Origin of the sequence: Exiguobacterium sp. B2(2022) (genome assembly GCF_028823655.1) — a bacterium.
In the GTDB taxonomy this organism is placed as follows: Bacteria; Bacillota; Bacilli; order Exiguobacteriales; family Exiguobacteriaceae; genus Exiguobacterium; species Exiguobacterium aestuarii_A.
The window spans coordinates 1-22,706 of sequence record NZ_JAPEHX010000038.1 but is presented as its reverse complement, the minus strand read 5'-3'; the positions used below and the strand labels follow the sequence as shown (position 1 = coordinate 22,706).

Below are 22,706 nucleotides of genomic sequence, written 5' to 3'. Positions count from 1 at the left end.
GAAATCCTTGCTTACTCTTCGCTGTAGTAGTTTTCGAGCATGTTCTTCAATTCAACGAGAACACGTTGTGCACCTTCTGGTGACAAGATGAGTTTGCCGTCTGCCAATTTGAAGTTATCGTCTGATACTTCACCTGTAACTTGGCAAGTCATGTTTGGCTTATATTTTTTCAAAACGATTTGATCGTTGTCGACGTAAATCTCGAGAGCATCTTTTTCTGCGATCCCAAGTGTACGGCGCAATTCGATTGGAATAACGACACGACCAAGCTCATCAACCTTACGAACAATACCTGTAGATTTCATTTGTGTTTCCTCCTCCAATGGTGTCGAAATCTCGTGGTGACATGAATCGTCAAAATTCGACAATGTGACTACAGCAAAAAGCATACTAAACTTTCCAATTGCAGTCAACTGCTTACTATCTGGAAAAGCAATTTTTCGAAATTTGTCGAATCAAGAGCGATATATACCTAAATTTCCCCGATAGTTTGAACTTGAAACAAAGAAAGGGTATTTTTGGAACATTTATGACGAACTAAACGCAAAATAATTCCAAACAATTAGGTTTGGAAATTCTTTTGTCGAACCGTGTATAATGAGAATTGCATATGTCGAAAGGATGGAGAATAAATCATGGCGAAGCCGACTTTTTATATTACAACCCCAATTTATTATCCGAGTGCAAAATTGCATATCGGACACGCATATACCACGGTAGCAGGTGATGCGGTTGCTCGCTACAAACGTTTAAAAGGATTTGACGTCCGCTATTTGACGGGAACGGATGAGCATGGTCAAAAGATTCAAGAAAAGGCGAAAGAAGCAGGCGTGACGCCACAAGCCTTCGTCGATGAAGTTGTCGAAGAAATCAAAGTCTTATGGGACCGTCTTGAGATTTCATACGATGATTACATCCGTACGACAGAAGACCGTCATAAGAAGGTTGTCGAACACGTCTTTGAAACGTTACTTAAAAATGGAGACATTTATCTTGGTGAATACGAAGGATGGTATTCTGTACCAGATGAGACGTACTATACAGAGTCCCAGCTTGTCGATGGAAAAAGTCCTGACAGCGGACATCCGGTCGAGCTTGTGCGCGAAGAGTGCTATTTCTTCCGTCTCAGCAAATATGCGGATCGCTTGATTGAATATTTCGAGTCACATCCTGATTTTATCTTGCCAGAATCTCGTAAGACAGAGATGATCAATAACTTCTTGAAGCCAGGTCTTCAAGATTTAGCGGTATCACGTACGACGTTTGATTGGGGCGTACAAGTCCCATCGAACCCAAAACACGTCGTTTACGTATGGGTCGACGCGCTCACGAACTATATCTCGTCACTCGGGTACGGGACAGACAACGACGAGCTCTTCAATCGCTATTGGCCGGCAGATGTCCATTTAGTCGGAAAGGAAATCGTTCGTTTCCACACGATTATTTGGCCAGCCCTCTTAATGGCGCTTGACCTTCCATTACCAAAACAGGTGTTTGCGCATGGTTGGTTGCTCATGAAGGACGGGAAGATGTCGAAATCAAAAGGAAACGTGGTAGATCCGATTCCGTTGATTGACCGCTATGGACTTGATTCTGTTCGTTACTATCTTCTTCGTGAAGTACCATTCGGAGCAGACGGTACGTTCACACCGGAAGCGTTCGTCGATCGCTTGAACTTTGATTTAGCGAACGATCTCGGAAACTTATTGAATCGTACGATTGCGATGATTAAAAAGTATTTCGATGGGAACATTCCGGCGTACAACGGAAATGTCACAGCGTTTGATGACGCGTTATTGAGCATGGTGAAAGAAACGACTCGTAAAACAGAAGAAGCTATGGAGCACATGGAGTTTTCGGTCGCCCTCACAAACATCTGGCAGCTCGTCAGCCGTGCGAATAAATATATTGATGAGACACAGCCATGGGTACTCGTGAAAGATGAATCGAAGCGCGAAGAACTCGCTTCTGTCATGACACACCTCGCGGGCGTACTTCGTCACGTTGCCATCATGATTCAACCGTTCATGACACGTGCACCGAAAGAAATGTTCCGTCAGCTCGGACTCGAAGGGGAAGACATGTCTTGGGAAGCGCTAGAGACGTTTGCCGACTTCAATAACGCTGTCGTAACAGACGGGACACCAATCTTCCCGCGTCGTGACGTGAAGGAAGAAGTGGATGCGATCCAAGAAATGATGCGTCAAGCGTCGAAAGCGCGGATTGAGGAAACGGAGACATCGACAGAAGAAGTCGATGAAGACGTTCGTCCTGAAATCACGATTGATGTCTTTGATCAGGTCGAATTCCGTGTCGGTCAAATCGTGGAAGCCGATAAAATCAAAAAAGCGAAAAAACTGTTGAAACTTCAAGTCGATCTCGGGAAAGAGACGCGTCAAATCGTGTCAGGTATTGCTGAATGGTATGCCCCTGAAGATTTAGTTGGCAAGAAAGTGATCGTTGTCGCAAACTTGAAACCAGTCAAGCTTCGTGGAGAATTGTCACAAGGGATGATTTTAGCTGCGGACCGTGATGGGAAGCTAGAACTCGCGACAGTCTCTGATCAGATGCCGAACGGTGCCATCGTCAAATAATGAAATGGGGGAGACCACGGTCTCCCTCTCTTTTTCTAAGGAGGAACCAAGATGTTGATTGATACACACACGCACATTAATGCGGAGCAGTTCAATGAAGATGTGGAGGAGACGATTGAACGGGCAAGAGAAGCCGGCGTTTCTCCGCTACTCGTCGTCGGATTTGATACGCCGACCATCGACCGAGCCATCGAGCTAGCCGAAACACATGAAGACATCTATGCCATCGTCGGATGGCACCCGGTCGATGCGATCGACTGTACGGATGCGGATTTAGAACGGATCGAGACACTCATGAGTCACCCAAAAGTGATGGCACTCGGTGAAATCGGTCTCGACTATCATTGGGATAAGTCACCGAAAGATGTACAACAGCGCCTATTCCGTCAACAGATTGCCATCGCGAAACGGACAAATATGCCAATCGTCATCCATAACCGCGAAGCAACGGCAGACGTGCTCGATATTTTGGAAGAAGAACATGCGGAGGAAGTCGGTGGGGTGTTCCATAGTTACAGCATGTCAGTAGAACTTCTCCCTCGTTGCCTAGACTTGAACTTCTATATTTCTTTAGGAGGACCGGTTACGTTTAAAAATGCGAAAGTTCCAAAGTTAGTCGCACAAGAAGTACCGTTAGATCGTCTTCTTGTCGAAACGGACTGCCCATACTTGACGCCGACTCCGTTCCGCGGAAAACGAAACGAACCGGCCTATGTGAAGTACGTTGCGGAAGAAATCGCGTCACTTCGAGACATCTCGTATGAGGAGTTGGCAGAAGCGACGACGGTCAACGCGAAGAAACTGTTCCGCCTCCCATGATCAAGCGTGTATTCGCCAGTATAGGCGTGATTGTGACTGCGTCTGTCGCATACGTCATGTTGCAACCTGAACCGATCAAGGTCATCGATGATGGCGTGGTAATCGAGCATGAGACACGGGCTGATTCCGTCCTCGAGGTACTCGAGGAATTGAATATCACATTAGACGAAACGGATTACGTTACTCCGGCATTGAGTGAGGACGTTCCGGAAGATCGACTCATACGAATCGAACGTTCACATGAGGTTTCGCTTCAAATCGGATACGGACAAACAGAAGTCATTCAAACGAGAGAGCGGACCGTAGCGGACGTCTTATTGCGGTACGGGGTGACTGTACGGGACGGAGATACGGTTTATCCGTCTGTGCGTACTGCCGTCACGAATGGGATGACAATTCGCTACCAGCCGGTTGTTGCCGTCAATTTAATCGTCGGGCAAGATGCGTCGACCATCTATACGATGGCAACGGATGTAGCGCAATTATTAAGAGAAGCGAATGTTGACGTGACAGAACGTGACACAGTGCTACCAGACGCATCGACACCGATACGGGATGGCCTGACGATCACGGTCAATACGAATCGTGACGTCGTTCAATACGAGAGTCAATTGATTCCGTACGATATGGTTGAGGAAGAGGATGACACGCTCGAAGAAGGTGTGAAGCAAACCGTGCAAGTCGGAGTTCCTGGACTCGAACGGACAAGGTATGCACTTACTGTGGAAAATGGTACAATTACAAATCGTACGAAAACGGAAGTCGAGACGTTACGTAAAGCAATGCCACAGATCATCAAAGTCGGGACGAAAAAGGTCACAGAGCCCGTTACAGAGCCTACGACAGCGGACGAATCGAGCCCATTCATCCCGGAAGCTGAAGTCGAGATAGCAGAGCCGCCGAAAACGGACGATGTGTTAGATTTCTCATCCGCGAAACAGTTACTCGTGGAAGCAACAGCTTATACGAACAATCCAGAAGACACGGTGACGTATGACGGACGAGTGCTGACAAGAAGCGGTTATGATGTGACGGATACGATTCTCTTTGAGGGCATGCGCATCATCGCCGTCGACCCTGCCATCATTCCTCTCGGTACCCGCGTGTATGTGGAAGGAATCGGCATGGCGATTGCGCTAGATACGGGAAGTGCGATCAAAGGTCAAAAAATCGACATCATGATGGATAAAAAGGAGGAGGCCGTGACGTTTGGTCGCAAGCCGCTTACCATTTGGGTCATTCCAAAGCAGGAAGAAGAGAAAGAAGGAACAGACAATGCGTGAGAAAATACAAGAAATTATCGTCGTAGAAGGTCGTGACGATACGGCGCGACTTCAGGAAGTGTTTGAGGTCGATACGATTGAAACGAACGGCTCTGCCGTATCCAATCAGACGATTGAACGAATTCGCCGTGCGCAAGAGAAGCGTGGGGTCATCATTTTGACCGATCCGGATTATCCAGGAGACCGTATTCGAGCAATCGTCGAAGAGCGGGTCAAAGGGTGTAAGCATGCCCATCTGCCACGTGCTGAGGCAAAAGGGAAACGTGGGAAAATCGGAGTGGAACATGCGACCCCGGAGTCGCTTCGCCGTGTCTTACGCGCCGTATTTGAACCACGTATTGAAACAAACCAGCCGATTGTCACGCGGAAAATGGTGTTGGACGCGGATTTGATCGGTGGAGAAGCGGCAGCGAAACGTCGAAAGCGACTCGGTGTATTGCTTCGAATCGGTGAGCCGAATGCGAAACAATTCGTGAAACGAGTCGAGGCGCTCGGCGTCACAGTCGAAGAGTGGGAGCAAGCACTTGCTCAATTAGAGGAGGAACAGGGTTGAAAGATATTGCAACAATCCAACGAACGAAAGCCATTTTGGAGCGACATGGTTTTTCATTTAAAAAATCGCTCGGTCAAAACTTTTTAATCGATTTAAATATTTTAAGTAAGATTGTCGGTGCGGCGGAACTCAGTGAGTCGAGTGGTGTCCTCGAAATCGGACCAGGGATCGGTTCGTTGACTGAGCAATCGGCCAAGCGTGCCAAGAAAGTCGTGGCGCTTGAAATCGATCAGCGTCTCTTACCGATTCTGGAGGATACGATGTCTCCGTATCCTCACGTGAAAGTCATCCATGGAGATGCTTTAGAATTAAATTTACGCGAGATTGTGGAACAGGAATTTTTGAAAGAAGGCATTGAAGATATCTCGGTTGTTGCCAACTTACCATACTATGTCACCACACCGATTATCATGCGATTGCTTGAAAGTGGTGTGAAATTCCGCTCGCTCGTGATGATGATTCAAAAAGAAGTGGCAGAACGGATTGGGGCGAAACCCGGGACGAAGGCATACGGTTCGCTATCGATTGCGATTCAGTATTACGCAGAGGCAGAAGTCAGTTTTGTCGTTCCAAAGAACGTGTTTATTCCGGCGCCGAACGTCGATTCGGCAGTCATTACACTCCGTATGCGCAAAGAGCCGGCGGTGCAGGTGAAAGACGAAGCCTTTTTCTTTGATATCGCACGCGCAAGCTTCGCACAACGCCGTAAAACCATTCTGAACAACTTAACAAACTATATTGGAAAAGAACACAAAGTCGAACTTGAACGCGCGCTTCATGAGGCAGGAATCGATCCGAAACGTCGGGGAGAGACGTTAAGCCTAGAAGAATTCGCACGATTGTCTGACACAATTTTACCACTTAAAAATAGTTGACGACCTTAAAACGAGTCGTTATAATATTAAACTTTATTTTCATATTCAATTATGCTATACTTGTAACAGTGAGGTGAAGCGTATGCCAAAGACGTTACAAGAAATCAGACAGAAACTCGAATCGCATGTTGGTGAACGATTGACGTTGAAAGCAAACGGCGGTCGTAAGAAAGTCGTTACTCGGTTTGGAACGCTCGTTGAGACATATCCTGCGGTGTTCGTTGTGAAATTGGATGAAGACCTGCATAATGTGGAACGTGTCTCGTATAGCTACGCTGATGTCCTAACGGATACAGTTAAAATTGAATTCGGCAATTGATTTATAAATGAGGGGCGGATGCATTGGCAGCTGCTTCTTTTTTTGTGCGCCTGTTTACGGTACAATGTCGAACAGGAGACAAATGGGAAGGGTGAACGTGATGCGCACGATCAGTGTGAAAGCGCCGGCAAAAATTAATTTGACGCTCGATGTCCTCGGAAAGCGTCCGGACGGCTATCATGAAGTAGAAATGGTAATGACGACAGTCGATTTAGCAGACCGCTTAGAGTTGACGATTTTAGATTCGGATGAGATTCGGATTCAATCAGAGCACGCCTATGTGCCGAATGATCATCGGAACTTGGCATATCGTGCAGCAGAGTTGTTGCGGGAACGTTTTAATATTCAACAAGGTGTGGAGATTGTACTCGATAAACAAATTCCAGTGGCAGCTGGGCTTGCTGGTGGCTCGAGTGATGCAGCGGCGACACTTCGTGGAATGAACGAGTTATTCTCGTTAAACTTGTCATTAGAAGAGCTAGCAGAGCTCGGTGCGGAGATCGGGTCTGACGTTTCATTTTGTGTCATCGGTGGGACAGCCATTGCTCGAGGTCGTGGTGAACAGTTAGAAATGATTCCGGCACCGCCGCCATGCTACGTCGTACTCGGAAAGCCCAAGCTAGGAGTATCGACTGCAGATGTGTATCGCGCCGTGCGTATGGATGAGGTTCATCATCCGAACACAGGTGCCATGGTAGAAGCGATTCGTCAAAAAGATTTTCATGGGATTTGCGAAAATCTTGGAAACTCGCTCGAGAGTGTGACGCTCAAGCTTCATCCGGAAGTGAAACAAATCAAAGAAACGATGCGGCATTGTGGGGCAGAAGGTGTTCTCATGAGCGGTAGTGGACCAACTGTCTTTGCGCTCATTGAGCATGAGCAAAAGGCGCATCGCATCTATAACGGTCTAAAAGGATTTTGCCCAGAAGTGTTCGTCGTTCGGATTCTCGGCAAAAGACATTGAACAAAAACGAATGAAAGTGATATATTCTCAATAGAACATTCGTTTATCATTGAAGATGTGAAGGAGAATCCGTATGAAAATTCGTAGAAGTGGTCGTCTCGTCGATATGACCCGTTATTTGCTTGACCATCCGCATCAGCTTGTCTCGTTGTCGATGTTTTCAAGTCGCTATAAAGCCGCAAAGTCGTCAATCAGTGAAGATCTTGTCATCGTGAGTGAGATGTTGTCTCATGATGGAATCGGAAAGCTTGTGACCGTTCCTGGTGCAGCGGGTGGTGTGATGTTTATCCCAGGCTGGAGTAAGGAAAAATCGCTTGAGATGATTGATACGCTCTGTGAGCAATTATCAAAACCGGAGCGTCTCTTACCAGGGGGCTATCTCTACCTCACAGATGTACTAGGCAATCCGAGTCAGGTGAAACCGATGGGACAAGTCTTTGCGTCTGTATTCGCCGATCGTAAAGTCGACGTGGTCATGACGATTGCGACGAAAGGGATCCCCCTTGCTTATGCTGTCGCAGAACAATTAGGTGTACCATTCGTCATCGTTCGTTCAGATAGTCGTGTAACAGAAGGATCGACGGTCAGTATCAATTATGTATCAGGTTCTTCGAAGGCGATTCGCACAATGGCGCTCGCACGTCGTAGCCTGCCGCGTGGGGCGAACGTGCTCTTGATCGATGACTTCATGAAAGCGGGGGGAACGATTCGGGGGATGATGAGTCTCTTGAACGAATTCGAGGCGAACCTGGCAGGTGTCGGTGTGTTGATGGAAGCAGAAGGTGCCGAGAAGAAGATGGTCAGCGAATACGTCAGCTTGATGAAATTGACGAACGTCGACCCGGATGAAGGGCTTGTCACCATTTCACGGGGGAATGTGGAACAGTTCCTAAAATGATTGGCAAAATTTTGATTTCGATTTATGATTAGAGGGTATAGAGTTATCAATATCGAGTCATGACGTTCGTTCGAAACCAACTGAACCTTACAGAAGACCACACCATGGCATAGACAACGATGAAAAAGGGGATGCGAAACATGCAGATCACAGACGTAAAAATTCGCAAAGTCGCGACAGAAGGCAGAATGAAAGCGTTGGCCTCAATCACACTTGACTATGAATTCGTTGTACATGACCTTCGAATCATCGAAGGAAGTAGCGGTCTATTTGTCGCCATGCCGAGCAAACGGACACCAGAAGGTATTTTTCGGGACATCGCGCATCCGATTAACGGGGAGATGCGACAGAAAGTTGAAGCGGCTGTATTGGAAACCTATTCCAAAATGGAAGTGGATGTACTGGACCCCCAGCACGTGTCTTACGGAACGAGTGAATGATATCAAACAGCGGTTAGGTTACCTACCGCTGTTTTTTTGCGTTTCATTGGTTAAGGAATGGTACAACTATTGAAACGAAGGCATGGTTTCGATATAGTAGAAACGGTGTAAATAGGATTTAGTTGCAGAAAAGCCGAACTATACAGACCAATCACAGCTGTTGTGAGATAGGAGCGAATGAAGAATGGAGCGTTTTGCAGTCATTTTGGCAGCAGGAAAAGGGACGCGAATGAAGTCGAAGCTTTATAAAGTACTTCATCCGGTTCTAGGAAAACCGATGGTCGAGCATGTTGTCGACCAGTTAGACCAAATCGGTGTCAGTCGTCAAATCGTAATCGTTGGCCATGGGGCGGAAGCGGTACAAGATACGCTCGGCACACGAGTGGAATATGCGGTCCAAGAAGAACAACTTGGAACAGGGCATGCTGTTCAAATGGCAGAAGCAGAGCTTGCGGGTAAAGCAGGGGCGACACTTGTCGTCTGCGGAGATACACCGTTACTAACGGCAGAAACGTTGGAAGCCCTTCTCGCTCATCATGAGGCGCAACAAGCGAAAGTTACTGTGTTGACTGCGATTGCAGACGATGCGACAGGATACGGTCGTGTCGTTCGTGGTGAAGATGGGAACGTGACGAAAGTCGTTGAGCATAAAGATGCTTCTGAGACAGAACTTGCCATCAATGAAATCAATACGGGAACGTACGTGTTCGATAACGAGTTATTGTTCGACGCGCTCAAACAAGTCGGAAACAATAACGCGCAAGGCGAATACTACTTGCCTGACGTCATCTCGATTGCAAAAGAAGCTGGCGAAGTCGTCGCAGCACATACAGCGCCAACGTTTGATGAGACAATCGGAGTCAATGACCGCGTTGCCTTGTCACAGGCGGAAGCAATCATGCGCAAACGCACGAACGAACGTCTCATGCGTGAAGGCGTCACGTTCATGGACCCGGCATCGACGTACATTTCTCCAGATGTGGTGATTGGTTCGGATACGATCATCTATCCGGGTACGGTCATCCTTGGGAAGACGACAATTGGTTCGGAATGTGTCATCGGACCGAACTCAGATATCCGCAACAGTGTGATTGAAGATCATGCTGTCGTGCGCCAGTCTGTCGTGACAGATAGCAAAATCGGTGAAGCGGCTCAAGTCGGACCGTTCGCTCACTTGCGCCAACAAGCTGTACTTGGTGCGAACACACGCGTCGGAAACTTCGTCGAGATTAAAAAATCGTCGTTTGGTGACGGTGCGAAAGCTTCGCACTTGAGCTACATCGGAGATGCGTCAATCGGCGAACGTGTCAACTTAGGTTGTGGATCAATCACGGTAAACTATGACGGCAAGAACAAGTTCGATACAGTGGTAGAAGACGATGCGTTCGTCGGCTGTAACGTCAACTTGATTGCCCCGGTAAAAGTCGGAAAAGGTGCGATTGTCGCAGCCGGTTCGACAATTACGAATGACGTACCGGAAGAGGCGCTCGCGATTGCACGTGAACGCCAAACGAATAAAGAAGGTTACACAAAACGATAACTTGCTGCCAATCATTATGGAAAACGATGGAGGAGAATCCTAAACATGTCTACTGTATACGAACGAGAAATTCGTCTATTTAGCTTAAACTCGAACCGCCCGCTTGCTGAAGAAATCGCGAAAGAAATTGGTGTCCCGCTCAGTGATTGCCAAGTCAAACGTTTCAGCGACGGTGAACTCTATATCAACATCGAGGAAAGTGTTCGTGGAGATGATGTGTATGTCATCCAATCAACAAGCTCACCTGTAAACGAAACGCTCATGGAATTGCTCGTCATGATTGATGCACTCAAACGTGCTTCTGTCCGTACGATCAACATCGTGATGCCGTATTACGGATATGCACGTCAAGACCGTAAAGCACGCTCGCGTGAGCCGATCACGGCGAAACTTGTCGCTGACCTTTTGACAGTAGCAGGTGCGACACGCGTCATCACAATGGACTTGCATGCAGCGCAAATCCAAGGATTCTTCAATATTCCGGTTGACCAATTACTCGGTGTGCCGCTCATCTCGACGTACTTTGAAACAGAAGAGTTTCAAGCGAAGGATATCGTGGTTGTCTCTCCAGACCACGGTGGCGTGACACGTGCACGTAAATTGGCAGAACGTTTGAAAGCTCCGATTGCTATCATTGATAAGCGTCGTCCGAAAGCGAACGTCGCTGAAGTGATGAACATCGTCGGAAGCGTTGAAGGGAAAACAGCAATTTTGATTGATGATATCATCGATACAGCGGGAACGATCACGCTTGCAGCGGATGCAATCGTCCAAGCTGGCGCGAAAGAAGTGTATGCGTCTTGTACGCACCCAGTCCTTTCTGGTCCAGCGATGGAGCGTATCGACAACTCATCAATCAAAGAATTGGTTGTTTTAAATACAATCGATTTGACGGGTCGTCCATGCTCGAGCAAAATCAGACAGATGTCGGTTGCCCATTTGCTTGGGGAAGCGATCATGCGTGTCCACGAGCACAAATCGGTCAGTACCCTATTCGATTAAAAAACGAGGCCCGGAGGCATTCGCCTTTGGGCTTTTTTGTTCAGGAGGAAATGATATGAAATGCATCGTCGGTCTTGGAAACCCTGGTAAAAAGTTTGAGATGACCCGACATAACATCGGTTTTTTGGCAATTGATCGCCTCGCTGAAAAGCATGGGATCTCGCTGAATGAAGCGAAGTTTAACGCCCTTATGGGAACGGGAAGAATCAATGGTGAACGCGTTGTACTTGTTAAACCCCTTACGTATATGAACTTATCGGGTGAAGCCGTCCGTCCAATTTTAGATTATTATAAGATTGAGATTGACGATTTACTTGTCATCTATGACGATTTGGATATGGTGCCAGGAAAACTGCGCTTCCGTCCGAAAGGGAGTGCAGGTGGTCACAACGGAATCAAATCGCTCATTCAACACTTAGGGACTGCAGAATTCAAGCGATTGAAACTTGGGATTGGACGTCCTCCTCACCCGATCAAAGTCGTCGACTGGGTGTTGATGAACTATCGGAAAGAGGACTTGCCAGAGTTGAACGAAACACTCGACAACGCCGTAACCGCAGCCACTGATTTCGTAGATACAGATTGGCTAGCGCTGATGAATCGATACAACTAAAGGGTCATAGCACCCTTTTTTGTCGTATGAGTTGGAGGAAAACAAATGAATGCTTTAGAGAGATTTATGGTGGCGCTCCCGGAGACGAACGTGATTCGTGAGCGGCTACAAAAAGTAGACCGTCAATTAGTGACGGGACTGACGACAAGCGCGAAAGCTCTCGTCCTCGCAGGACTTGTGAAATCGTCATCGAGACGTCTCGTCGTCGTGACGCATAACATGTATCAAGCACAAAAAATGTTCGATCAACTCGAATCACTCATCGGACCGGAAAAAACATTGCTTTATCCGATTGATGAGACGCTGGCCGCTGAACTGTCGCTGACGTCTAGTCCTGAGCTGTTGGCCGCTCGAATCGATGCCCGTACTCGTCTCCTTGACCAAACAGGAGGCGTCGTTGTCGTGCCGCTCGGTGGATTACGACGCTATATGCCGAGCCCGGAAGCGTGGCAACATAGTCGTGTCATGCTAAAGCCGGGAAGTGATCTTGAGTTGGCAGACTTTGCGAAGCAATTGACAGATATGGGGTATGAACGAACGGCGACTGTGACGACGCCAGGCGAGTTTTCCGTACGAGGCAGTATTTTGGACGTCTACCCGCTCACAGAAGCGCGTCCGTATCGAATCGATTTATTTGATACCGAGATCGATTCCATTTTCACGTTCGATGCCGAGACGCAACGTTCGCTCGGTGTGGTAGGGGAAGTGTGCATCACACCTGCCACCGAGTTCATCGCTACTGACGATCAGTTGAAACAAGCCGGGCGTTCACTCCGGAAACAATATGACCGGACCGTCGAGTTGATTGAGAACGAAGTGATTCGTCAAGCGCTTGAGGAAGGAGTCGTAACTGACATCGAGCGCTTAGAGCGTGGCGATTTCCCGGATAAAGTTGGAAAGTATTCGCCACTCCTTTATACGTCCACGCTCTTAGACTACGTAGGCAAAGACGCTGTACTCATTTTAGATGAAGTGGCACGAATCGATGATGCCGCGGACGTACAGGAGCGGGAAGAGGCGGAATGGTTCTCTTCACTCATCGAAAAAGGAGAGGCGGTCAGCAATTACACGCTTGCTGTCCCGATGCACAAAGTGTTTTGTGACTTGAAACAAGTGGCATTCTCGCTACTTCCATCTCGTCGCTCAGGGATTCCGGAAACTGCGACGGTACATTTGAGCTGTCGTCCACTCCCGGCATTTCATGGGCAGATGCACCTGTTAAAGCAAGAAGTGGAACGCTGGCAACAAGGAGATCAACGCATTGTCGTGCTTGCGGGGGATAAGTCACGCGCGGACAAGATTGAAGCGCTCCTTTCGGACTACGGCATTCATTCAACGTTCACGAATGTCGATGGAGAATTAGAACCGAGACGCGTATCCGTCATCATCGGTCAAATCGAAGGTGGATTTGAATTGTCGACGAGTCGCCTCGTCGTCGTATCAGAAGAGGAATTGTTTAAACGTGTGACGAAACGGAAGCGTCAGACGAAAAACTTAACGAACGCAGAACGGATTAAGAGTTATCAAGAGTTGAAACCGAACGACTATGTCGTCCATGTGCATCATGGGATTGGGAAGTATTTAGGCATTAAAACCATCGAGGTCGGAGGGATTCATCAGGACTATCTCCATCTCGTGTATGCCGGTGATGATGCGCTCTATGTGCCGGTCGATCAAATTGATCTCGTTCAAAAATATGTCGGCGCCGAAGGAAAAGAACCGAAAATTTATAAACTCGGAGGCACCGAGTGGAAGAAAGTTAAATCGAAAGTCGCCAAGTCGGTTGAAGATATCGCAGATGAGCTCATTAAATTATATGCGGCACGAGAAGCTTCGGTCGGATTTGCGTTTCCACCGGATGATGAGGAAATGGGACAATTTGAATCCTCCTTCCCTTATGCGGAGACAGAGGACCAGGTCCGCTCGATTGCTGAGATTAAAGCGGACATGGAACGTTCACGTCCGATGGATCGTCTTTTATGTGGGGATGTCGGCTACGGCAAAACAGAAGTGGCAATCCGAGCGGCATTCAAGGCGGTGCTCGCTGGAAAACAAGTCGCATTTCTCGTCCCGACGACCGTCCTCGCCCAACAACATTATGAAACGATGCTCGAGCGATTCAGTGAATTTCCGATTAACGTTTCTGTCATGAGTCGTTTCCGCTCAAAGAGTGAGATGGCTGCGACGAAGAAGGGCTTGAAGGAAGGGACGATTGATATCGTCGTCGGGACACACCGAGTGTTGTCAAAAGACGTGACGTTCGCGAACCTCGGTCTCGTCATCATCGACGAAGAGCAACGGTTCGGCGTCAAGCATAAAGAACGTCTGAAACAGTTGAAGACGAACATCGACGTACTCACGTTGACGGCCACACCGATTCCGCGAACGCTTCATATGTCGATGATTGGAATCCGCGACTTATCTGTGTTAGAAACACCGCCAGAGAACCGCTACCCGGTTCAGACGTATGTCATGGAATATGACGGCATCGTCTTACGTGAAGCGTTAGAGCGTGAACTTGCGCGTGGAGGACAGGCGTTCTTCCTCTACAACCGTGTCGAAGGCATCGAACGGAAAGCGGAAGAGATTCGAGCCCTATTGCCTGAGGCACGTATCGCGACGGCACACGGCCGCATGACCGAGAGCGAACTCGAAAGCCAGTTAATCAGTTTCCTCGAAGGAGAGGCAGATATTTTAGTCTCGACGACGATTATCGAGACAGGAATCGACATTCCAAACGTCAATACACTCATTGTCCATGATGCTGACAAGATGGGACTTTCCCAACTGTATCAACTTCGTGGTCGAGTCGGACGTTCGAATCGAATTGCATATGCTTACTTCACGTATCGAAAAGATAAGCGCTTGACCGAAGTAGCAGAAAGTCGTCTTCAGGCCATTAAAGAATTCACCGAACTCGGAAGCGGCTTTAAGATCGCGATGCGCGACTTGTCGATTCGAGGTGCTGGTAACTTGCTAGGTGCACAACAATCTGGATTCATCGATTCAGTCGGCTTCGACCTCTATTCTCAAATGCTCTCCGAAGCGATTGAGGAACGGAAAGACCGAATGCGTGGACAAGCGAAACAAGTCGTCTTCAAGCCAGAAATCGCCTTCCAAGCAGATGCCTACATCCCGGACGACTATTTGTCGGATAGTGAGCTGAAGATTGAGATGTATAAGCGTTTCAAATACGTCGATACACCAAACGCATTGTTCGCCTTACAAGACGAATTGATTGAGCGATTTGGGGAATTCCCAGAACCAGTCGCCCTTCTCATTCAGCTGACACGTCTACGGATTTACGGAGAACTGGCGAAAGTGAGCCGAATCAAACAAACGCCTGGACGGATTGAAATTGTCTTATCGAAAGATTCGACGACAGTCCTCGATGTACCATCCTTTATGGAATGGACGATGCCGCTCGGCCGTAAACTAGGAATCGGTCAAGAAGACGGAGCCTTGAAATTGTCACTCAGCGGTCGAATGCCACTCACAGAGCTCTTGAATGATGCCGATACTGTATTAGAAGAACTGACGAAGCGGTTGGTGGGCGATGCGGTCGCCAAGTAAGTTTGCACAAGGTGTCGTCCTGTTCGCTCTTGCCGGTTACGTATCGAAACTGATTAGCTTCGCGTATCGCGTCCCGTATCAAAATTTGGCGGGTGACTTTGGACTCTATGCTTATCAAACCGTCTATCCGTTCGCCGCGATTGTCGCATCGCTCGGAATTTATGCGATGCCGGTAGTCATTGCGAAAATAGGAGTCGGCGCGAAGGGGTCGAACCAGAAGCTAGAAGTGTTATGGAGCAGTTTTTATGCGTTGCTTCTTCTTTCTATCACGCTTGTTGTCACGATGTGGATCTTCGCCCCGACACTCGCAATGTGGCTCGGGGATGAACAGTTGGCCCCGGCGCTTCGCGTGATCAGTTTGAGTTACTTACTCATGCCGGCGTCCGCCGTGTTACGTGGTGCCTTTCAATCCAGGGATGATTTACGACCGAGCGCATGGTCGCAAGTGTTAGAGAATTTTGTACGTGTGACGGTCATGCTTTCGCTATTATGGATTGGCGTGCGTCTTGGAAAAGATGCATACACGCTCAGTCAATACGCGTATGGTGCGACGCTTATCGGTGGGGTTGTGGCGATTGCCTTTTTAATCTATCAGGCGCGCGGCTTACGAATCGTAAAAGTACGACGTGTCACGTTTCAACATGGATTGCGCCTATTGTTGACGACAGGGCTCGCGGTCGGATTTGCCTCGCTCGGAATCTTATGGATGCAACTCGTCGACTCCTTTACAATCGTCAATTTAATGGGGGGGACGTACGAGGCGAAAGTGAGCAAAGGCGTGTTCGACCGGGGATATCCACTTGTCCAATTTGCGATTCTGTTTGCGACGACCATCGGTATGGCCAATGTGCCAACACTCGTCCGACATTATCGAGCGGGACATCTGCAAAAAACGACGCAAGGGCTCCGTTCGATGATTCGGGTGACAACAGCCATTGCGGGTGCTGCGACCGTCGGATTGATGGGGGTGATGTTTTTCTTAAACGTTGCCTTGTTTGAAGATGGGTCAGGTACGCGGGCGCTCGTGTTATTGGCAACGAGTACGTTTGCGGCATCGTTAGCGATTGCAAGCATGACTTGCCTTCAAGCAATCGACCGTGAATGGATTGCGGCTCGCAGTATGATTGTCGCGATTTTGGCAAAAGGTGTCGTAAACGTGGGGCTTGTCCCCTTCTATGGGATTGAAGGGGCGGCCATCGGTACCTCACTCAGCTTTTTGGCGATGGCGTTCTATAACTTTCGGGCGCTCGACCGTTCGATTCCACTCGGGTCGTTTCGGTCGAAGCATTACAAATCGCTATCGAAAGCGCTGGTGCCCATGTTATTACTCGTTGCCGTGTTAAACTGGGTTGGTCAGATGTGGGTCGATTCGCGAATCGCAGCCTTCGGATGGTTAATCGGGATGGTATGTAGCGGAGCCGTCCTTTATATATGGAGATTATGGAGCACGCGAATGCTATCACTTGAGGAATGGGAATTCATCCCGTTCGGAGGTCGTTTACTCGATGTGCTTGAAAAAAAGGAGAACTAGTATGGGTTATACAATCACGGTGGTCGGTCTTGGATCTGGTGAGCTGAATCAATTGCCACTCGGAGTGTACCGTCATTTGAAGCAACAACCGCTCGTTTGGCTACGGACGAAAGAACACCCTGTCGTACGTGAGTTAGAGTCAGAAGGGCTCGCATTCGAGTCGTTTGATTCAATTTATGAATCGAGTGATACGTTTGAAGAGGTGTACGATCAAATTGTCGAGACGTTGATGAACAAAAGTGAAGAGATGGCTATCACGTATGCTGTACCCGGTCACCCGTTCGTCGCCGAGCGAACTGTCGAGCTTTTGGTGGAACGTGGAGCGGACCTTCACGTACTCGGCGGGCAAAGCTTCTTAGATGCGATGTTCCAAGCTTTGCAAATCGATCCAATCAACGGCTTTCAGTTGTTGGATGCGACGGCGCTCGACCTTGAACGCCTGCAAGTGACGCAACATGTGTTGATTGGTCAAGTGTACGATGGATTTGTAGCGGGAGACGTAAAAGTGCAACTGATGGAACGTTATCCGGATGAGCACCCTGTTACACTTGTGACAGCTGCGGGTACCACACAAGAACGAATCGAACACATTCCGTTGTTCGAGATGGACCGCATGGCGGAAGTGAACAACTTGACGACGCTCTATGTTCCGCCACTCGCGGATGAAGCTTATTTGGCAAAAGACTTTGCAACGCTCAAACAAATCATCGCCACACTTCGTGGACCGGACGGTTGCCCGTGGGATCGCAAACAAACGCATGAGTCGCTTCGGAAGTATTTATTAGAAGAAGCGTATGAACTCATTGAAGCCATCAACGCAGAAGATGACGATGCCATCATCGAGGAACTCGGTGACGTGTTGCTTCAAGTCATGTTACATGCCCAAATTGGTGCAGACGAAGGATATTTCGATATTCGTGATGTCATCGGGGCAATCAGTGAAAAGATGGTCCGCCGTCATCCGCACGTCTTCGGAGATGTCACCGTCGAAGATGCCTCTGATGTGGTAAAAAATTGGAATACGATTAAACAAGCGGAAAAAGGGGAAAAGAAACAATCGCAACTCGATGGTGTACTCGTCGACCAACCTTCATTGATGCGTGCTGAACAACTTCAAAAGAAAGCCGGCCAAATCGGATTCGAATGGGATGACGTGTCGGGCGCTTTCGAAAAATTGGAAGAAGAACTGCACGAGTGGCGTGAGGAATTGAGTGACGAATCAGAACTTGGCGATGTATTATTCTCCATCGTCAACATCGCGCGATACGTTGGGCTAAATGCCGAGCAAGCGTTAGAACAGACGAACCGAAAGTTCAAACGTCGATTCGAGTATATAGAAGCGAATGGTGATCTTCAGCAGATGACGCTCGAACAGATGGATGCTCTTTGGAACGAGGCAAAGGAGAACGGGTTATGAGATTAGATAAATTTTTGAAAGTATCCCGCTTGATCAAGCGACGCACGCTCGCAAAAGAAGTGGCAGATCAAGGGCGGATTCAGCTAAATGGGCAAGTGGCGAAGGCGAGTACCGATGTTAAAGTCGGAGACGAGCTGCAAATTCGATTCGGAAACAAGCTCGTCACGGTCGTCATTGACTCAATTGCGGAACATGCGCGCAAAGAAGATGCGAAAGAAATGTATCGTTTACTTAAAGAAGAGAAGATGGACGGTAGTATCGACTCGTAAAAAAAAGTATACTTAATGTATGAAGAGGAGGGGGATGAGGCGATGAACGGACGTAATCCGATGGATCGACAACGGCGCATTCGAGCGCTAGATGAGCGTAGAGAACAGCTGGAAAAAGACACACATCGCCGAAGAGTTCATCTTCGACGTCGTTTGGCGGCAGCCTCACTCCTATTTTTATTCGTCATGGTATTGATTGGACAGAGTTACTTTTCAAAGGTAGGCTATGTATCGGACCAACAACAAGCTTACGCACAAGCGAAAGTGGAGTTGCAAGAGCAGAAAGCCGAGCAAGATGAGTTGAAGGAACAAGTGGAACGTTTGCAGGATGAGGATTATATCGCGAACTTAGCGCGAAACGAGCTCCTCTTCTCCAAAGATGGAGAGATTATTTTCTACTTCTCCCCAGAGGAATAAGTCGGTTCGTTGACCGCTAGGGAAACGACTCGTATAATTGAAAAGAATCAATCAAAAAAGGAGTACATTATTTTATGTCAATTGAAGTAGGAAGCAAGGTACAAGGTAAGGTTACAGGGATTACGCATTTCGGAGCGTTCGTCGAGCTCCCAAACGGCAAGACAGGATTAGTACACATCAGTGAAGTGGCGGACTCTTACGTCAAAGACATTAACGAAGTGTTGACAGTCGGTCAAGAAGTCACGGTAAAAGTGTTGAACGTCGAAAATGATGGGAAAATCGGGTTATCCATCAAGAAAGCAGTCGATCGTCCTGTAAGTGAACGCCCTGAGCGTCCAGAGCGTCCAGCCGGTGAGCGTTTCTCTCGTGGCCCACGTCCAGGTGGCCCAAGTCAAGGCGGGCCGCGCGGTGGCGGTGGTCCACGCGGTGGCGGCGGTCCACGCGGCGGCGGTCGTCGTGGTGAACAACGTCGTGAACCAGAAACATTCGATACGTTGATGAACAAATTCTTGAAAGACAGCGACGAGCGTCTTTCGACGTTGAAACGTCAAACAGATTCGAAACGCGGTGGACGTGGAGCCAAACGCGGGTAATCCTTCGATACCAATTAGCTTCTACTCGTAACCATATAGGTCTTGTAACAAGACAAGTCGTGAACATTTTTGTTCACGGCTTTTTTTGTTTTAAAAAATTTATAAAAAATAACTAAATATAGTTGATTTTTTTTGAGGAAGAGAGCAAAATAGGGAACATGAAAAAATAGTTATGTTTTATAAGTGAAGGTGGAGAGAAAAAATGAATGGATGGAAACTATGGACGGCGGAGTGGCGGAGTATCTTTAAGAACCCACGTGTGTTGGTTCCGATTCTCGCAGTCGCACTCGTACCGTTAATGTATGCTGGTATGTTTTTGTGGGCTTTCTGGGATCCGTATGGACAGATGAAAGATTTACCGGTCGCCATCGTCAACGAAGACAAAGGGGCATCGTTTGAAGGGGAGTCACTTGAAATCGGAAACGATCTGATTGATAAGTTGCTAGATTCGGAAGCCTTCGAGTTTGTCGAGACGACAAAGAAAGAAGCAGAATCTGGATTGAAAGATCATGATTATTACATGGCAATCGAGATTCCAGAAGACTTTTCGGAGAAGGCGACGACCGCTCTAGATGAACATCCAGAGCAACTTGAATTGAAGTACATTGCGAATGAATCGTATAACTTCCTAGCCGCACAAATCGGTGGCTCTGCAATGGAGCAAGTGAAAGCAGAGCTTTCGACCGAGGTATCGAAACAGTACGTCAGTGCATTGAAAGATGGACTGAATGACGTGGCGGACGGACTTGGTGAAGCCGCGGATGGTGCGACAAAACTTGCCGACGGTTCTACGTCAGCGAAGGATGGTGCCGTCAAATTGGCGGATGGAACGGAACTTCTCGCCACGAAACAACGCGAACTTGCAGATGGTGCAAGTGAGTTAAATGACGGAATCGCTCAGTTGTCCGACGGTTCATCTGAACTCGCGGACGGGACGAAACTTCTTGCGACGAAACAGCGTGAGCTCGCTAACGGTGCAAGCCAGTTAAACGATGGTGTGACTCAGTTGGCAGAAGGTTCATCGGCACTCGCGGATGGAAGTCAGCAAGTGTACGACGGGTCAACCGCTTTGTCAGACGGGGTACACCGCGTGAATGATGGCGCATCCGCCTTACAAGACGGAACGAGCCAGCTCGTCGAAGGAACAGGGGCATTCGCGTCCAAATTAGATGAACTTCACACAGGTGCGAAAACGTTGAATCAAGGCGTTCAAGACCTTGCTGCTGGCATCGAGCGCTCAAAAGAAGGGGCGGCCGCATTGAATAACGGCGCAAACCAACTAGCAGGTGCATTGACGAAAGCGAAAGAAGGAAACACTGCTCTCATCGCGGGTCAAACTGAAGTGGTCAATGGAATCGGACAAATGAAATCCGAATTGACGGCGAAACAGGATGAGTTGATTGGACAATTAACGGCACTTGCTGAGTCCGGTCAATCTGCGTCACCTGAAATGCTTCAAGCCATCGCAGCACAACTCACTGAAGGACAACAAGCGACAGCGGCTGGGTTTGATCAATTAGCTGCAGGGGCGACGCAAGTGAAAGAGGGACAAACCTCATTGGCGGCAGGTCTTGCACAAGCAGAAACAGGTGCAGGACAACTTTCGTCAGGACTTTCTGAATTGAACACGGGTCAAACGAAGTTAGCGGAAGGTGCTCAGGCATTAGCAAGTGGTTCGAGTCAAATCGAGCAAGGGACACAAACTGCAGCCGATCGTTCACAAGAACTCGTGTCAGCGAGTTCAAAACTCAATCAAGGTGCAACACAACTTCAAGACGGGACAACTGAACTTACGGCAGGCAGTGACAAACTCGTAGCCGCGACTGGACAGTTGTCTGAAGGTAGTGTGAAGCTTGCCGATGGTGCGAAAAGCGCAAGTTCGGGAACGAGTGAGTTGGCGAATGGTGCTACTCAATTAGCGGACGGTGGGCAAAAACTTCAAGAAGGTAGTCGTAAACTTGCCGATGGCGCGAAGACTGCCGGGGCAGGAACAAGCAAGTTGACGGACGGTGCGAATCAGCTCGCGGACGGCGGACGAGAACTTTCAGATGGTAGCGGAGAACTCGCAGATGGAATGACAGATCTCGCATCAGGTAGCGATGAACTTCGTGACGCTCTAGTCAAAGGTGCGGAAGATGCAGATATCGGATTGAACGATGAGAATGTCGAGATGATGGCAGGACCAGTGTCTCTCGTCGATAACTCGATTCATGAGGTACCGAACTATGGTACAGGGTTTGCTCCATACTTCATGTCACTCGGACTCTTTGTCGGGGCGCTTCTCTTATCAATCGTCTATCCATTGTACGATCCAGCTGGACATCCAAAACGTAGTCTATCATGGGTATTGTCGAAGTCTGGTGTTCTCATGGTCGTTGGATTCCTTCAAGCGCTCATTTTAGACGTGGCGATGGTGCAACTATTAGGACTTGAAGTAAGCGAACCATTGAAATTCTTCGGATTCAGTTGGTTGACGAGCATCACATTCCTCTTTATTGTGCAGTTACTCGTCACCACACTCGGGAACCCAGGACGTTTTGTAGCAATCGTCTTATTGATTTTGCAATTGACGACTTCTGCCGGAACGTTCCCGCTCGAGTTGATTCCACGAGCGTTGCAACCGTTCAATGCGCTCCTTCCAATGACGTATACGGTTGCCGGATATAAAGAAATCTTGTCAGCTGACGGTGCACAGTATTTGCAGACGGCGACAGCGTATTTAGCATTTGTGGCTGTTGGATGCTTTGCATTACTGTGGGCGTACTTCCGAATCGCATGGAAGAAAAAATATCGCCAAGTTGTATCAGAAGCATGATGTAAAAAAGTAATGAAATCGTGTATAGTGATGAAGATGACACTATGCACGATTTTTTTATTAAAAAATTTCAAAAAAGAATTGACACTCGAATGGTGACTGGTTATTATAGAAAATGTGCTTAGGACACAACAATAACATGGCGGTGTAGCTCAGCTGGCTAGAGCGTACGGTTCATACCCGTGAGGTCG

General features: G+C 48.2%; 20 protein-coding genes. 19 read left to right on the top strand and 1 reads right to left on the bottom strand.

Annotated elements, in window-relative coordinates:
* Window positions 1-11: 11 nt before the first annotated feature.
* Window positions 12-305, bottom strand: a complete 294-nt coding sequence (locus tag ON063_RS09095; RefSeq protein WP_012727742.1) for an AbrB/MazE/SpoVT family DNA-binding domain-containing protein — start codon at window positions 303-305, stop codon at window positions 12-14.
* A 330-nt stretch (window positions 306-635) separates the two neighbouring features.
* Here ON063_RS09095 and metG point away from each other — a divergent pair, with 330 nt between their 5' ends.
* From metG to ON063_RS09000, 19 genes are all read left to right on the top strand, one after another.
* Window positions 636-2,594 carry a methionine--tRNA ligase gene (gene metG, locus ON063_RS09090; protein WP_274664920.1) on the top strand — a complete coding sequence of 653 codons (1,959 nt, stop codon included), beginning with the start codon at window positions 636-638 and terminating at the stop codon, window positions 2,592-2,594.
* Window positions 2,595-2,645: 51 nt separating this feature from the next.
* A complete protein-coding gene (locus ON063_RS09085) occupies window positions 2,646-3,413 on the top strand; it encodes a TatD family hydrolase (RefSeq protein WP_274664919.1) in 768 nt (255 codons plus the stop codon).
* Window positions 3,414-3,445: 32 nt separating this feature from the next.
* The gene (locus tag ON063_RS09080) at window positions 3,446-4,696 is read left to right on the top strand and encodes a 3D domain-containing protein (protein WP_274664918.1); all 1,251 of its coding nucleotides are present in this window, start codon (window positions 3,446-3,448) and stop codon (window positions 4,694-4,696) included.
* Window positions 4,689-5,249 (top strand): ribonuclease M5, encoded by a 561-nt coding sequence (rnmV, locus tag ON063_RS09075; protein WP_274664917.1) that lies wholly within the window; start codon window positions 4,689-4,691, stop codon window positions 5,247-5,249. The genes ON063_RS09080 and rnmV overlap by 8 nt, the downstream gene beginning before the upstream one ends.
* A complete protein-coding gene (gene rsmA, locus ON063_RS09070; RefSeq protein WP_214761670.1) occupies window positions 5,246-6,124 on the top strand; it encodes a 16S rRNA (adenine(1518)-N(6)/adenine(1519)-N(6))-dimethyltransferase RsmA in 879 nt (292 codons plus the stop codon). The genes rnmV and rsmA overlap by 4 nt, the downstream gene beginning before the upstream one ends.
* 82 nt (window positions 6,125-6,206) lie before the next feature.
* Complete coding sequence (locus tag ON063_RS09065; RefSeq protein WP_012727736.1) at window positions 6,207-6,443, top strand: Veg family protein; 237 nt, start codon at window positions 6,207-6,209, stop codon at window positions 6,441-6,443.
* 100 nt (window positions 6,444-6,543) lie between these two features.
* Window positions 6,544-7,407, top strand: a complete 864-nt coding sequence (gene ispE / locus ON063_RS09060) for a 4-(cytidine 5'-diphospho)-2-C-methyl-D-erythritol kinase (RefSeq protein ID WP_214761693.1) — start codon at window positions 6,544-6,546, stop codon at window positions 7,405-7,407.
* 73 nt (window positions 7,408-7,480) lie between these two features.
* A complete protein-coding gene (gene purR / locus ON063_RS09055) occupies window positions 7,481-8,305 on the top strand; it encodes a pur operon repressor (protein ID WP_012727734.1) in 825 nt (274 codons plus the stop codon).
* Between the two features lie 140 nt (window positions 8,306-8,445).
* Window positions 8,446-8,745 carry a septation regulator SpoVG gene (spoVG, locus tag ON063_RS09050; RefSeq protein WP_274664916.1) on the top strand — a complete coding sequence of 100 codons (300 nt, stop codon included), beginning with the start codon at window positions 8,446-8,448 and terminating at the stop codon, window positions 8,743-8,745.
* A gap of 184 nt (window positions 8,746-8,929) precedes the next feature.
* Window positions 8,930-10,285 (top strand): bifunctional UDP-N-acetylglucosamine diphosphorylase/glucosamine-1-phosphate N-acetyltransferase GlmU, encoded by a 1,356-nt coding sequence (gene glmU, locus ON063_RS09045; protein WP_274664915.1) that lies wholly within the window; start codon window positions 8,930-8,932, stop codon window positions 10,283-10,285.
* Window positions 10,286-10,330: 45 nt separating this feature from the next.
* Window positions 10,331-11,287, top strand: coding sequence for a ribose-phosphate diphosphokinase (locus ON063_RS09040; RefSeq protein ID WP_214697188.1), 957 nt, complete (start codon window positions 10,331-10,333; stop codon window positions 11,285-11,287).
* A 55-nt stretch (window positions 11,288-11,342) separates the two neighbouring features.
* The gene (gene pth, locus ON063_RS09035) at window positions 11,343-11,900 is read left to right on the top strand and encodes an aminoacyl-tRNA hydrolase (protein ID WP_214697190.1); all 558 of its coding nucleotides are present in this window, start codon (window positions 11,343-11,345) and stop codon (window positions 11,898-11,900) included.
* Between the two features lie 45 nt (window positions 11,901-11,945).
* Window positions 11,946-15,473, top strand: a complete 3,528-nt coding sequence (gene mfd / locus ON063_RS09030; RefSeq protein WP_274664914.1) for a transcription-repair coupling factor — start codon at window positions 11,946-11,948, stop codon at window positions 15,471-15,473.
* Window positions 15,457-17,004, top strand: a complete 1,548-nt coding sequence (locus ON063_RS09025; RefSeq protein WP_274664913.1) for a polysaccharide biosynthesis protein — start codon at window positions 15,457-15,459, stop codon at window positions 17,002-17,004. Before mfd ends, ON063_RS09025 begins: the two co-directional genes overlap by 17 nt.
* A gap of 1 nt (window position 17,005) precedes the next feature.
* Entirely contained in the window at window positions 17,006-18,421 is a 1,416-nt protein-coding gene (mazG, locus tag ON063_RS09020; protein ID WP_274664912.1) for a nucleoside triphosphate pyrophosphohydrolase, read from the top strand.
* Window positions 18,418-18,690 carry an RNA-binding S4 domain-containing protein gene (locus ON063_RS09015; RefSeq protein WP_214697198.1) on the top strand — a complete coding sequence of 91 codons (273 nt, stop codon included), beginning with the start codon at window positions 18,418-18,420 and terminating at the stop codon, window positions 18,688-18,690. Before mazG ends, ON063_RS09015 begins: the two co-directional genes overlap by 4 nt.
* 42 nt (window positions 18,691-18,732) lie before the next feature.
* Window positions 18,733-19,107 (top strand): FtsB family cell division protein, encoded by a 375-nt coding sequence (locus ON063_RS09010; protein ID WP_074036621.1) that lies wholly within the window; start codon window positions 18,733-18,735, stop codon window positions 19,105-19,107.
* A 74-nt stretch (window positions 19,108-19,181) separates the two neighbouring features.
* Entirely contained in the window at window positions 19,182-19,700 is a 519-nt protein-coding gene (locus tag ON063_RS09005) for a S1 domain-containing RNA-binding protein (RefSeq protein WP_274664911.1), read from the top strand.
* A gap of 202 nt (window positions 19,701-19,902) precedes the next feature.
* On the top strand, window positions 19,903-22,515 hold the full coding sequence (locus ON063_RS09000; RefSeq protein WP_274664910.1) for a YhgE/Pip domain-containing protein: 2,613 nt from the start codon (window positions 19,903-19,905) through the stop codon (window positions 22,513-22,515).
* The last annotated feature ends 191 nt before the right edge of the window (window positions 22,516-22,706 follow it).

Bases quoted from the DNA above. Each gene is read 5' to 3' on its own strand.
- ON063_RS09095 (WP_012727742.1), bottom strand. From the start codon at position 305: ATGAAATCTACAGGTATTGTTCGTAAGGTTGATGAGCTTGGTCGTGTC.
- metG (WP_274664920.1), top strand. From the start codon at position 636: ATGGCGAAGCCGACTTTTTATATTACAACCCCAATTTATTATCCGAGT.
- ON063_RS09085 (WP_274664919.1), top strand. From the start codon at position 2,646: ATGTTGATTGATACACACACGCACATTAATGCGGAGCAGTTCAATGAA.
- rnmV (WP_274664917.1), top strand. From the start codon at position 4,689: ATGCGTGAGAAAATACAAGAAATTATCGTCGTAGAAGGTCGTGACGAT.
- ON063_RS09065 (WP_012727736.1), top strand. From the start codon at position 6,207: ATGCCAAAGACGTTACAAGAAATCAGACAGAAACTCGAATCGCATGTT.
- ispE (WP_214761693.1), top strand. From the start codon at position 6,544: ATGCGCACGATCAGTGTGAAAGCGCCGGCAAAAATTAATTTGACGCTC.
- purR (WP_012727734.1), top strand. From the start codon at position 7,481: ATGAAAATTCGTAGAAGTGGTCGTCTCGTCGATATGACCCGTTATTTG.
- spoVG (WP_274664916.1), top strand. From the start codon at position 8,446: ATGCAGATCACAGACGTAAAAATTCGCAAAGTCGCGACAGAAGGCAGA.
- glmU (WP_274664915.1), top strand. From the start codon at position 8,930: ATGGAGCGTTTTGCAGTCATTTTGGCAGCAGGAAAAGGGACGCGAATG.
- ON063_RS09040 (WP_214697188.1), top strand. From the start codon at position 10,331: ATGTCTACTGTATACGAACGAGAAATTCGTCTATTTAGCTTAAACTCG.
- pth (WP_214697190.1), top strand. From the start codon at position 11,343: ATGAAATGCATCGTCGGTCTTGGAAACCCTGGTAAAAAGTTTGAGATG.
- mfd (WP_274664914.1), top strand. From the start codon at position 11,946: ATGAATGCTTTAGAGAGATTTATGGTGGCGCTCCCGGAGACGAACGTG.
- ON063_RS09025 (WP_274664913.1), top strand. From the start codon at position 15,457: ATGCGGTCGCCAAGTAAGTTTGCACAAGGTGTCGTCCTGTTCGCTCTT.
- mazG (WP_274664912.1), top strand. From the start codon at position 17,006: ATGGGTTATACAATCACGGTGGTCGGTCTTGGATCTGGTGAGCTGAAT.
- ON063_RS09015 (WP_214697198.1), top strand. From the start codon at position 18,418: ATGAGATTAGATAAATTTTTGAAAGTATCCCGCTTGATCAAGCGACGC.
- ON063_RS09010 (WP_074036621.1), top strand. From the start codon at position 18,733: ATGAACGGACGTAATCCGATGGATCGACAACGGCGCATTCGAGCGCTA.
- ON063_RS09005 (WP_274664911.1), top strand. From the start codon at position 19,182: ATGTCAATTGAAGTAGGAAGCAAGGTACAAGGTAAGGTTACAGGGATT.
- ON063_RS09000 (WP_274664910.1), top strand. From the start codon at position 19,903: ATGAATGGATGGAAACTATGGACGGCGGAGTGGCGGAGTATCTTTAAG.